The organism is Gordonia amarae NBRC 15530 (assembly GCF_000241345.1).
Lineage (GTDB): Bacteria > Actinomycetota > Actinomycetes > Mycobacteriales > Mycobacteriaceae > Gordonia > Gordonia amarae.
The window spans coordinates 24,809-35,698 of record NZ_BAED01000078.1 but is presented as its reverse complement, the minus strand read 5'-3'; the positions used below and the strand labels follow the sequence as shown (position 1 = coordinate 35,698).

The following is a 10,890-nucleotide window of genomic DNA, read 5'->3' as shown; positions in this document are numbered from 1 at the left end:
CTTCCTGGACATGGCCGACGATCTGCTCACCGAACCGCTGCAGATCCGCGACGGCGGCCTGCACACCTCGCCGATGCCCGGCACCGGATTCGAGATCGATCCGGACAAGCTCGCCCACTATCGCACCGATCGGAGCTGACATGCTGTTCCACGTTCGCATGGACGTCCACATCCCGCAGGATCTCGACCCGGACGTCCGCGCCGACACCCTCGCCCGCGAAAAGGCGTACTCGCAGGAACTGCAGCGCGCCGGCACCTGGCCGCACATCTGGCGGATCGTCGGCGAATACTCCAACTATTCGATCTTTGACGTCGCCGACAACGACGAACTGCACACGATCCTCTCCGGACTGCCACTGTTCCCCTACATGACCATCAAGGTGACCCCCCTGGCCACCCATCCCTCCGATATCGCCTTGGGCTGACCGCTTTTCCGTCCGTGGCAGCAGCCCAGTAAGCCACTCACCCCAGCTTCCCAGGTCCATCGGCCACAGCCCACCGGCCGTCAACAAAGGAGTACTCATGACCACCGACACCAGCTTCGACGCCGAAGTCACCGCCAAGGCAGCCGAATCCGGCGCCAACGCGTCCGCCAGATTCCGCGAGCGGATGGCCGAGGCGGGCGGCCGCACCGGCGTCGTCGACACCGCCCGCGTCGACTACCTGGCCTCCAAGGTCGTCAAGAGCCTCAACGACATCATCATCGAGGACAAGGTCAGCTACGCCGAGTACAACGCCCTCAAGGCGTGGCTGATCAAGGTCGGCGAGGACGGCGAGTGGCCGCTGTTCCTCGATGTCTGGCTTGAGCATTCGGTCGAGGAGGTAGCCAGCGAACACCGCGAGGGCAGCAAGGGCACCATCGAAGGCCCCTACTACATCGAGGGTTCGCCCGAACTGGCGTGGGACGGCACCATCCCGATGCGTGAGGACGAGCCGGGCAACCCGCTGGTGTTCGCCGGACAGGTGCGCGCCGTCGACGGAACCCCGCTGTCAGGTGCGAAGGTCGAGCTGTGGCACGCCGACGACCTCGGCTTCTACTCGCAGTTCGCCCCCGGTCTGCCGGAGTGGAACCTGCGCGGCACCTGGATCGCGAACGAGGACGGCCGCTACGAGATCCACACGCTGCGCCCCGCCCCGTACCAGATCCCGACCGACGGCGCGTGCGGTCAGCTCATCGCGGCGGCCGGCTGGCACGCCTGGCGTCCGGCCCACCTGCACTTCAAGATCAGCGCACCCGGCTACGAGCTCATCACCACCCAGCTCTACTTCCCGGGCGACCCGCACAACGACGACGACATCGCGTCGGCGGTGAAGCCGGAGCTGATGCTCGATCCCACCGACAACCCGGACGGTGAGGGTTTCCGCGTCGTGTACGACTTCGTTCTCGACCCGGAGTCATAGCCCCCATGCGCCGCTGAGACACAGGGACGGTGATCGCGAGATCACCGTCCCTGCAGTATTTTCCACCCCTCAGCGGTTACCGACAGCCAGGCCGCCCGAAGGACAAAGGAGTCCGCATGCTCATCGCACCCACCTCCGTCGTCGCCGCGACCACCTCCGGCGATCTCGCGGCCACCCGCGAGCAGGCGCGGTCGTGGCGATCTCCGGAGATCACCGTCCCGGACCGCGATCTCACCGATGCCGCGCTGATCGACCTGGAAACCGTTGCCGCACAGTCGGGTGACGAATCCTTCGCCCGCGCCGCCGCGGCGATCCGGTCGGCCCGCTCGGGCGAGTTCGCCCGCATCCCGCATATCGACGCGGCCGTCGAGATCCTGCGGACGTTCCTGCGCACCGACATGATCGACGGCTGGCTGTACGTGCGGGAGACCGACGGCTATCTACATCCGTACCTGGTCATGGACATCACGATGGAGCACGCGGACCGCACGCACGGTCCACGCATCAAGTTCACCATGGAGGCCGACAACGCCACCGTGAAGCGACCCTCTCGCAAACCCCGCATCGTCACGCTCGACGAGACCGAGATCGTCGGCAAGGCACCGGCCGACGTGCTGGTGGCGGGCGGGGCGTACAAGGAGACCCCCGCACTCAAGGCCGATTACCTGCGCCGGCGCGAACGCTATCAAGAACTCATCGACAGCGGCTTCGGAAAACAGTTCCTCTTCTCCGGCAGGGTCATCCGCACCGACGACCACCGCTCCCCCAACAAGCGGCTGGGCCGCAAGGTGGTTCACGACGTGGCGCCGGCGGAGATCGCCTCACTGCGGCAGGTGGCGCCGTCGGTTCTGCACGAGGGCGAGGGGTTCGGTCCGGTGCCGGTGATCACCGCGGTGCGGGTGTTCGATCTCGGCGCCCAGGACTTCCTCGACGTCAACACCGGCGACCTCACCGACTACGTCTACGACGCCCACCTGCGCGACAAGCTCGTCCTGCCCGACGAGCAGCGTGAACTCCTCGATATCCTCACCACCGACATCTCCGTGTTCACCGGCGACATCATCGACGGCAAGTCCGCGGGCAACGTGATCCTGGCCAAAGGCCGCCCCGGCGTGGGCAAGACGCTGACCGCAGAGGTGTACGCGGAGACCACCCACCGGCCGCTGTACTCGATCCATTCCGGTTCCCTGGGCATCACGGCCGAACTCGTCCGCAAGAATCTCGAGGTGATTTTCGACCGCGCCAAACGCTGGGATGCGGTGCTGCTGCTCGACGAGGCCGATGTCTTCGTGATGGAACGCGGCCTGGATCTGTCGCAGAACGCGATCGTCGCCGAATTCCTCCGCACCCTGGAGTATTTCGACGGTCTGCTGTTTCTCACCACCAACCGCGTCGACGGTGTCGACGAGGCCATCCTCGCGCGGTGTGCGGCGGTGATCGAGTATCAGCCGCCCCGACCGAAGGACGCCCGCCAGATCTGGCAGATCCTCGCCACGGGCAACGATGTCACCCTCGACGAGGATCTGCTCGACGATCTGGTCGGCGGCTTCCCCGACATCACGCCCCGCGACATCAAGATGCTGCTGCGCATGGCCCTGCGGATGGCCCGGCACCGTGGCACGGAGGTCGACGCGGAGGTGTTCGCGCACAGCGCGGTGTTCCGTGGGCTGCACTATGTTCCGCCGACCGAGCGGGACTCCCGAACGCATTAGCCACCCCGCCGTTGAGGTGCGAGCCCGCGCCAACGCTCCTCATACCTCAACCGGCGGGTTGGGCGGCCTCCAGCGGAACGTCGAGACGGTCGCGCAGTTCGTCGATGCCGATTCCGAAGGTCTCGCTCACCCGCACGCCGTCGGGCGTGATCTCGAAAACCGCCTGGTCGGTGTAGATCCGGCTCACGCAGCCCACTCCGGTCAGCGGATAGGTGCACGCGGGCACCAGTTTCGGGGTGCCGTCCTTGGCGAACAGGGTCATCATCACGTACACGTCCTTGGCCCCGATGGCCAGGTCCATCGCACCGCCGACCGCGGGGATGGCGCCGGGTTTTCCGGTGTGCCAGTTGGCCAGATCACCCGTCGCCGACACCTGGAAGGCGCCGAGCACGCACACGTCGAGGTGCCCGCCACGCATCATCGCGAACGAGTCGGCGTGGTGGAAGTAGGCCGAGCCCGGGGTCTCGGTCACCGGTACCTTCCCGGCGTTGGTGAGGTCGGGGTCGATCTCGTCACCCTTGGCCTCGCGGCCCATGCCGAGCATGCCGTTCTCGGTGTGCAGGACCACGCCGAGTTCGGGGGCGAGGTGATCGGCGATCCTCGTGGGCTGGCCGATACCGAGATTGACGTAGGCACCGGCCGGAATGTCTTGTGCGATACGGGCGGCGAGTTCATCGGAGGTCAGTGACATCAGCGGGCTCCTTGCACGGTGTAGTGGCGGGCCTCGACCTCGACCACGCGGTCGACGTAGATCGACGGGGTGACCACCGCCTCGGGGTCGAGGTCGCCGGTGGGCACGATCGAGGAGACCTGCACGATGGTGGTCGCGGCGGCCGTCGCCATGACGGGGCCGAAATTGCGGGCGGTCTTGCGGTAGACCAGGTTTCCCATCTGGTCGCCGGCGTGGGCGCTGATCAGCGCGTAGTCGCCGCGGATGGGGTATTCGAGGGCGTAGTCGCGGCCGTCGATGGTACGGATCTCCTTACCCTCGGTGAGCTGGGTACCCACCCCGGTCGGGCAGTAGAAAGCGCCGATCCCGGCGCCGGCGGCGCGCATACGTTCGGCGAGGTTGCCCTGCGGCACCACTTCGAGTTCGATCTCGCCGGCCAGGTACAGCTTGTCGAACACATACGAATCAGCCTGCCGCGGAAAGGAACAGATCACCTTGCGGACCCGGCCGGCGGCGAGCAGCGCGGCCAGGCCCACGTCGCCGTTACCCGCGTTGTTGGCGACGATGGTGAGGTCCTTGGCGCCCTGCCGGATCAGGGCGTCGATGAGGTCGAAAGGCATTCCGGCGAGGCCGAATCCGCCGACGAGGATGGTCGATCCGTCCTCGATACCGGCCACCGCCTCGTCGGTGGTGGGGAGAATTGCTGTCTTGGCCACGGAAATCCGTCTCCGATCTCAGTAATGGTCGATGGTGGTCAGGGGGCCGGCATGGGGGGCGGCGGCGCTCACCGGATCGTCTCGAACACCGCGGCCAGCCCCTGACCGCCGCCGATGCACATGGTTTCCAGCACGTAGCGCGCGTCGCGGCGCCGGGCCTCGTGGGCGGCGGTGGCCAGGATGCGGGCACCGGTGGCGCCGATCGGATGTCCGAGCGAGATGCCGGATCCGTTGGGGTTGAGGCGTTCGTCCTCGGCGTCGACGCCCCATTCGGCGAGCACCGCGAGCACCTGGACGGCGAACGCCTCGTTGAGTTCGATCAGGTCGATGTCGGCGAGCGTGAGCCCCGCCCGCGCAAGGGCTTTCGCGGTGGCTCCAACCGGGCCGATACCCATGGTCTCGGGGGCGCAGCCGGTGACGGCCCACGAGCGCAACGCGAGAAGCGGGGTGAGTCCGCGGCGCTGCGCGTTCTCGGCGGTGGTCACCACGCACAGTGCCGCGCCGTCGTTCTGGCCGGACGCGTTGCCCGCTGTCACAGTCGAATCCGGGTCGATCCGGCTCCGCACGGCGCGCAGCCTGGACAGAGATTCGGCGTCGACGTCGGCCCGGGGATGCTCGTCGGTGTCGACGACGGTGTCGGGGCGACCGCGTTTACCCGGTATCGTCACAGCGACAATCTCGTCGGCGAACAGTCCCGCGCCCTGGGCGGCGACAGCGCGGGCGTGGGAGCGGGCGGCGAGCTCGTCCTGCGCCTGGCGGCTGATCCCGTACTTGGCGCGCAGATTCTCGGCGGTCTCGATCATGCCGCCGCCGATCGGATGCGAGCGGCCACCGGCGGTGGCGCGAGCCCGGTCGAGCCGGTCCATGAGGTCGATGCCGCCCTGCCGCACCCCGGTCCGCAGGCCGAGCGCGTAGTGTTCCACGTTCGACATCGAGTCGGCGCCGCCGGCGATGATGAGGTCACCACCGCCCGAGGCGATGGCCGAGGCCGCGTTCAGGACCGCCTGCAGGCCGGAGCCGCAGCGCCGATCCAGCTGCATGCCGGGAACCGATTCACCCAGACCGGCGTCGAGTGCGGCGATCCGGCCGATCGCGGGCGATTCGCCGCTCGCGTAGCCCTGGCCGAGCACCACGTCGTCGACGTCATCGCCGGTCAGGCCGGTGCGCGTGACCAGTTCCCGCAACAGGCCGGTGGCCAGGTCGGCGGTGGGTACCGCGGCCAGCGCACCCCCCATCCGCCCCACGGGTGTGCGGAGTGGCGAGCAGATGACGATGTCGGTAGGCGATGACATATCCCCAGCGTAGGGAGAATATTCTTCCGAGTGAAGTACCTATAACGCCGATATTGATACCCAAGAGATATCAACTGCCACTATCATCAGCCGCGTGGAGTTGCGTCATCTCCGGTACTTCCGGGCCGTCGCCGAGGAACTGCATTTCGGCCACGCCGCCGCACGCCTGCACATCGCACAGCCACCGCTGTCCAAGCAGATCCGGCAGCTCGAGGACGAGCTGGGCGTCGCGCTGCTGACCCGGTCGACGCGCAGCGTCGAGCTGACCCCCGCCGGAGCCGATTACCTGGCCCACACCGTCGCGATCCTCGACGCCGTGGACGCAGCGGGCCTGCACGCACAGCGCGTCGCCGACGGCAGCGTCGGACGGCTGTCGATCGGCTGCGTCGGATCGGCCACCTACTCGGTGCTGCCCGCTTTCGCGCGAGCGCTCCGCGATCGCCTCCCCGACCTGGAGGTCAGCATCCGCGGCGAGATGCTCGCCCCCGACCAGTTCGCCGCGCTGCGCACCGGCGACATCGACCTCGCGCTGCTCCGTCATTCCGGCGACCGGCCCGACGTGGGTTTCGAGAGGCTGCGCACCGACCGGCTGATGATCGCCCTCCCCGACGGCCACCCCGCGGCGGCCACCGGCGCCGTCGACATCGCCACCCTGCGCGATGAGGATTTCGTCGCCCACGCGGGCGGTGGCCGTTCGGTGATGAACAGCGTGCTCGCAACCGTCTGCGCCGCAGCCGGATTCACCCCGCGAATCCGCCACGAGGTCATCGAGACGTCGACCCTGGTCACGCTCGTCGCCGCGGGCCTCGGTGTTGCGCTCGTCCCCGAACCGACGTCCGCGATCGGCATTGCCGGCATCACCTACCACCCCCTGGCCGCGGCAACCCCGGGCGTCGACCTCGTCGCCGCCCGCCGCCTCGGCGACCCCGCCACCCCGATCATCGACCGCGCCCTCACGGTGCTGCGCGAGGTCTCGGTCCCCGGCGACCCGGGAACCTGAATCCGCCAATCCGGCAACGAGCTTGGCCGTGTGGGTTAACTTCGCCTGATGAACATGCTCGTCGTTGCCGCCGACGCACCGGCGCCGGTCGGCGACGCGCCGACACAGATCACCGCCGCCGGAAACACGCAGTTGCTGCTGGCCGCGCTCGCCGGCATCGCCGCCGTGGTCGTGCTGATCACCGTGATCAAGCTGCACCCGTTCCTGTCGCTGCTCATCGCCTCGGCGGTGGTCGCGCTGGTGGCCTGGGTTCCCGGCGCCGCCGCGGTGAAGAGTTTCACCAACGGCGCGATATCGCCCAACGGCGGATTCTCGGGAACCGCCGGGGCGGTGGCGCTGCTGATCGCGCTCGGCGCGATGCTCGGGCAGATCCTCATCGAATCCGGTGGCGCCCAACGGGTCGTGGACACGATCAGCACCAAACTCTCGGGCGCCGCATTGCCGTGGGGTATGGCGCTGCTGGCGGCGCTGATCGGTCTGCCGATGTTCTTCGAGATCGGCGTGGTGATCCTGGTGCCGATCGTGGTGATGGTGGCGCGGCGTTCCGGGCACCGGCTCATCCTGGTCGGGATTCCCGCCCTCGCCGGCCTGTCGGTGCTGCACGGCCTGGTGCCGCCGCATCCCGGCCCGGAAACGGCGATCGCGAGCCTGCACGCCGATCATGGCCGCACGCTGCTGTTCGGCATCATCGTGGCGATTCCCACCCTGATCATCTGCGGTCCGCTGCTGGGCAGATTCCTCGACCGGCTCGTACCTATCGACGCGCATGCGGCGGCCGGCGCGGCCGCCGAGGCCAAACCGCCCGCCGAGACCGGAGCGACCCGGCAACCGAAGTTCTCCCGGGCGGTGGCGATGCTGCTGCTGCCGGTCGCGCTGATGCTGCCGGATGCGATCGTCAAACTGGTTGTCACCGACGAGGACAACCTGGCCCGCAAGATCCTCGACGTCATCGGCACCCCGTCGGTGGCGCTGCTGATCACCGTGTCGGTCGCCTATTTCGTGCTGGGGCTCGGCAGCGGCATGAGCCGCTCCGAGGCCAGCGATTCGCTCGGCCGGGGCCTGCCCGGTGTCGCCGGGATCATGCTGATCGTGTGCGCGGGCGGCGGATTCAAGCAGGTCCTCGTCGATGCCGGTGTCGGCAATGTGATCGCCGACTGGGCCACCGGCAAGAACTTCTCGGTGCTGCTGCTCGGCTGGCTCGTGGCGGTCGGCATCCGGCTGGCGACCGGATCGGCCACGGTCGCGACCGTCACCGCCGCGGGCATCGTCGCCGGGCTCGCGGCAGACCTGTCACCCAACCATCTCGCCTTGCTGGTGCTCGCCATCGGCTGCGGGTCGTTGTTCTTCTCGCACGTCAACGACGCGGGGTTCTGGCTGGTCAAGGAGTACTTCGGGATGACCGTCGGCCAGACCATCAAGACCTGGTCGCTGATGGAAACCGCCATCTCGGTGGTCGGGTTCGTCTTCGTCTGGCTGCTGAGCCTGGTCACGTAGCCACCCTGGAACCACCGGACGGCAAGGGTTTTTCGACAAGGAGTGACGTGACCAAGGGAATCGCTCTCGCCGAGGCCGCGGACCCGCTCGTGCTGGGCCTGGACGTCGGGTCCACGGCATGCCGTGGGTCGCTGTACGACGCCCACGGACGGCCTGTCGGCAAGCGGGTGAAGGTTCCGCACACCTTCACCTCCGCCGCCGACGGCACCTCGGTCATCGACCCCGATCAGGTGGTCGACGAACTCTCGCACATCCTGGACGTGCTGTCCGATCGGCTCCGGCACCGCACCGTCGCGGGCGTGGCCTTCGACTCCTTCGCATCCTCGATGATCGCCGTCGACGCCGACGGCACCGCTCTGACCCCATGTTTCACCTACGCCGACGGCCGGTGCGCCGCCCAGGTGGAGCAGTTGCGGGCCGAGGCCGACGAACATTCGGTGCAGCAGCACACCGGCACCCGCATCCACTCCAGCTACTGGCCGGCCCGGCTGCGGTGGCTGTCGGACACCCGACCGGATCTGGCTCCCACCCATTACCTTTCGCTGGGTGACTACGTCTACCGCCGGTTGCTCGGTGTGCACGGCACCGGCACCGCCAGCGCCTCGTGGACCGGCTTGGTGGACCGCCGGACCTGCGACTGGTCACCGGACATCGTCGCGCTGTCCGGGATTTCACCGGACCAACTGCCGCCGATCCATCATCTCGACGACCCGTTCACCCCTACCGGACCACAGGCAGATGCGGCGGCCCGGCGCTGGCCCGCCGTCGCCGGCGCCCGCTGGTTCGCCCCCGTCTCCGACGGGCTGTCGGCCAACGTCGGTCTCGGCGCCGCTGACGCGACCACCATCGGCGCGACAGGCGCCACCAGCGGCGCACTGCGCGTGGTGGTCGACGAACTGCCGGAGGATCTGCCACCGGGACTGTGGTGTTACGCGGTGTCGGCGCACAAGTGGATCCTCGGTGGCGCGCTCAACGACGTCGGCCGCGCCACCGACTGGCTGGGCACAACCCTCGCCGCCGACCAGCTCACCGACGACGCCATCCGGGCGGCGCTGCTCGCCGAACCGTCGGAGACCACGCCGCTGGTGCTGCCGTTCTTCACCGGCGAACGCTCGACCGGCTGGGCCGCCGGCGCCCGCGCCACCATGACCGGGGTCAGCGCCGCCACCAGTGCCACCGACATCTACCGCGGCGTCGTGGAGGGTATCGCCCTGAGCTACGGTCGCGTCGCCGGCCAATTGCGGCCCGCCGCACCGGACGCGGTCAAGATCGCCGCGGGTGGCCGCACCGTGGCCGCCCGGCCCGAACTGTTCCAGGCCGTCAGCGACGTCCTCGGCCTGCCCATCGACATCGTCGACGCCAAACGCACCACCCTGCTGGGCACCGCCTACCTCGCACTCGACACCCTCGCCCCAGGCATCGAACGCTGGCGCCCCGAACCCGGCTACGTCTGCGAGCCACATACGGATCGGGCCGCCTACTACGCCGGCCGCGCCGCACAATTCGAGACCCTCTACGACACCCTCATCGCACCACCCGACTGACCTCGGTGTCACAGGATTCACCGCGGTGATGACAAACGTCATCGGTGTGGCGTGAGGATGTGCATCCGATCTGGTGATCGGGTGCACTACCTGGTCAGAGCGGTTTTCGGCACCGTAGAGGTATGAGCCGAACTGAGCAATCACAGGTCATCTCCGTGCGCGGGCTGCGGCGCGTGTACGGATCCGGGAAAACCGCGTACGAGGCCGTGAAAGGCATCGATTTCGACGTGCGGCACGGTGAGGTGTTCGCGTTGCTCGGCACCAATGGGGCGGGCAAGACGTCGACGTTCGACCTTCTCGAAGGGCTGGCGCGACCGACGTCGGGGACTGTGACGGTGTTCGGTGGCGATCCGGTCGCCGAGCGCCACCGGATTCGTGCCGAGACCGGGGTGATGCTGCAATCGGGTGGTCTGCCCGCCGAACTCACCGTCGCCGAGACGCTGGAGATGTGGCGGGGCACCTGCACGCATCCGACGACCGTCGAGCATGTGCTCGGGCTGGTCGATCTCGCCCACCGGGCGGATGTGCGCGTCGGATCGTTGTCGGGTGGGGAGAAGCGGCGCGTCGATCTGGCGTGCGCGTTGATCGGGCAGCCGACGTTGCTGTTCCTCGATGAGCCGACGACCGGCCTTGATCCCGAAAGCCGCCGCCAGACTTGGCGTCTGCTCGCCGGACTCAAGGCGTCGGGGGTGACGATGGTGCTCACCACGCACTATCTCGACGAGGCCGAGGAACTCGCCGACCGCATCGCGATCATGCACGACGGCCGCATCGTCGAACACGGCACGCTGCACGACATCGTCGACAAGCACCCCGCCCGCATCACGTTCGAGCATCCCGGGGTGACGCTCCCGCAGCTCCCGGCGGCGCGTATCGACGCCGGTGATCGGGTCACCATCAGCACCTTCACCTTGCAGGAGCACCTGCTCGAGCTGCTGTCGTGGGCGCATCGGGAGCGGATCACGCTCGCCGGGCTGCAGGCCCAGTCCGCCTCGCTGGAGTCGGTCTTCCTCGCCGCGGCGGCCGGCGGCACCTCCGAGGCGCTCGCCCACACCGGATAA

At 68.3% G+C, this 10,890-nt stretch carries 10 protein-coding genes and 1 pseudogene; 8 read left to right on the top strand and 3 right to left on the bottom strand.

Translation table 11 applies throughout. The features are described 5' to 3' along the window. The 4 genes and pseudogenes from GOAMR_RS25695 to GOAMR_RS22990 all read left to right on the top strand — a co-directional run. A pseudogene (locus tag GOAMR_RS25695) lies at nucleotides 1-139 on the top strand (enolase); the annotation flags it as partial. Between the two features lies 1 nt (nucleotide 140). Further along, nucleotides 141-425 (top strand): muconolactone Delta-isomerase, encoded by a 285-nt coding sequence (catC, locus tag GOAMR_RS23000; RefSeq protein ID WP_005193530.1) that lies wholly within the window; start codon nucleotides 141-143, stop codon nucleotides 423-425. Between the two features lie 97 nt (nucleotides 426-522). Further along, nucleotides 523-1,401, top strand: coding sequence for a catechol 1,2-dioxygenase (gene catA / locus GOAMR_RS22995; protein ID WP_005193529.1), 879 nt, complete (start codon nucleotides 523-525; stop codon nucleotides 1,399-1,401). 116 nt (nucleotides 1,402-1,517) lie between these two features. Next, a complete protein-coding gene (locus tag GOAMR_RS22990; protein ID WP_005193528.1) occupies nucleotides 1,518-3,113 on the top strand; it encodes an AAA family ATPase in 1,596 nt (531 codons plus the stop codon). Nucleotides 3,114-3,159: 46 nt separating this feature from the next. Here the strand turns inward: GOAMR_RS22990 and GOAMR_RS22985 are convergent, their stop codons facing one another. The 3 genes from GOAMR_RS22985 to GOAMR_RS22975 all read right to left on the bottom strand — a co-directional run bounded on the left by GOAMR_RS22985 (nucleotide 3,160) and on the right by GOAMR_RS22975 (nucleotide 5,791). Beyond that, nucleotides 3,160-3,804 carry a 3-oxoacid CoA-transferase subunit B gene (locus tag GOAMR_RS22985; protein WP_005193527.1) on the bottom strand — a complete coding sequence of 215 codons (645 nt, stop codon included), beginning with the start codon at nucleotides 3,802-3,804 and terminating at the stop codon, nucleotides 3,160-3,162. Beyond that, entirely contained in the window at nucleotides 3,804-4,499 is a 696-nt protein-coding gene (locus GOAMR_RS22980) for a 3-oxoacid CoA-transferase subunit A (RefSeq protein ID WP_005193526.1), read from the bottom strand. Before GOAMR_RS22980 ends, GOAMR_RS22985 begins: the two co-directional genes overlap by 1 nt. A 68-nt stretch (nucleotides 4,500-4,567) precedes the next feature. Continuing rightward, entirely contained in the window at nucleotides 4,568-5,791 is a 1,224-nt protein-coding gene (locus GOAMR_RS22975; RefSeq protein WP_040516216.1) for an acetyl-CoA C-acetyltransferase, read from the bottom strand. 94 nt (nucleotides 5,792-5,885) lie between these two features. Between GOAMR_RS22975 and GOAMR_RS22970 the strand changes: the two genes are divergently transcribed. The 4 genes from GOAMR_RS22970 (at nucleotide 5,886) to GOAMR_RS22955 (ending at nucleotide 10,890) form a co-directional block, all read left to right on the top strand. Continuing rightward, a complete protein-coding gene (locus tag GOAMR_RS22970) occupies nucleotides 5,886-6,791 on the top strand; it encodes a LysR substrate-binding domain-containing protein (protein ID WP_005193524.1) in 906 nt (301 codons plus the stop codon). A 48-nt stretch (nucleotides 6,792-6,839) separates the two neighbouring features. Then, entirely contained in the window at nucleotides 6,840-8,285 is a 1,446-nt protein-coding gene (locus GOAMR_RS22965) for a GntP family permease (protein ID WP_005193523.1), read from the top strand. 47 nt (nucleotides 8,286-8,332) lie between these two features. Further along, nucleotides 8,333-9,829, top strand: a complete 1,497-nt coding sequence (locus GOAMR_RS22960; protein ID WP_005193522.1) for a gluconokinase — start codon at nucleotides 8,333-8,335, stop codon at nucleotides 9,827-9,829. A 122-nt stretch (nucleotides 9,830-9,951) separates the two neighbouring features. Next, a complete protein-coding gene (locus GOAMR_RS22955; RefSeq protein ID WP_040516214.1) occupies nucleotides 9,952-10,890 on the top strand; it encodes an ABC transporter ATP-binding protein in 939 nt (312 codons plus the stop codon).